The sequence below is a fragment of the Staphylococcus pseudoxylosus genome (assembly GCF_003697915.1).
GTDB lineage: Bacteria > Bacillota > Bacilli > Staphylococcales > Staphylococcaceae > Staphylococcus > Staphylococcus pseudoxylosus.
In genome coordinates this window covers 1-517 of the sequence record NZ_RCVN01000061.1, presented here as the reverse complement: position 1 = coordinate 517, position 517 = coordinate 1, and the positions used below count along the sequence as shown (strand labels likewise).

1 protein-coding gene is annotated in these 517 nt (G+C 29.0%); it reads left to right on the top strand.

The window, feature by feature from the left end; translation table 11 throughout:
- Positions 1-56: 56 nt before the first annotated feature.
- On the top strand, positions 57-517 hold a 461-nt coding region (locus D9V42_RS15180), incomplete at its 3' end, for a hypothetical protein (protein WP_208639097.1).

The following is a 517-nucleotide window of genomic DNA, read 5'->3' as shown; positions in this document are numbered from 1 at the left end:
ATAGTGTTGGTAGTGCTTCAAAAGATATTAACAAGACATACTTTTCAACTCAAAAAATGACATTAAATAAGGGTTCTATTTTAAAATATACTAACTCAAAATATTTAAGATTAGAATTAGTTAAATTTAATAGCAATACTTTGAAATGTGAGAGTGTTACTGTTACAAACGAAAAAAATATAAACGCAAATGGAATATATGCTATTCAAGGGTATGTTAGATTAAAACCTCTTACACAATCTGATATTGACATGATATTAGCAGACATGCAAGTTTTAAATTACACTTCATCCACTAACAACGTACCGAGTAATTTAGATAGTTTTCAAAAAATGGTAAATTATACCCCGTCAGTAAGTAATGACACTGTTACAACAACTACTACTGCGTTTGATTATTACAAATATCCAGTTACACCTATTTGGGGACATGAATATTTAGAGCATTGGTATGAGAAAATTTATGACGGTGTAAATAATATATCAATAGCATTAGACGGAGATAGTATAACTGCTGG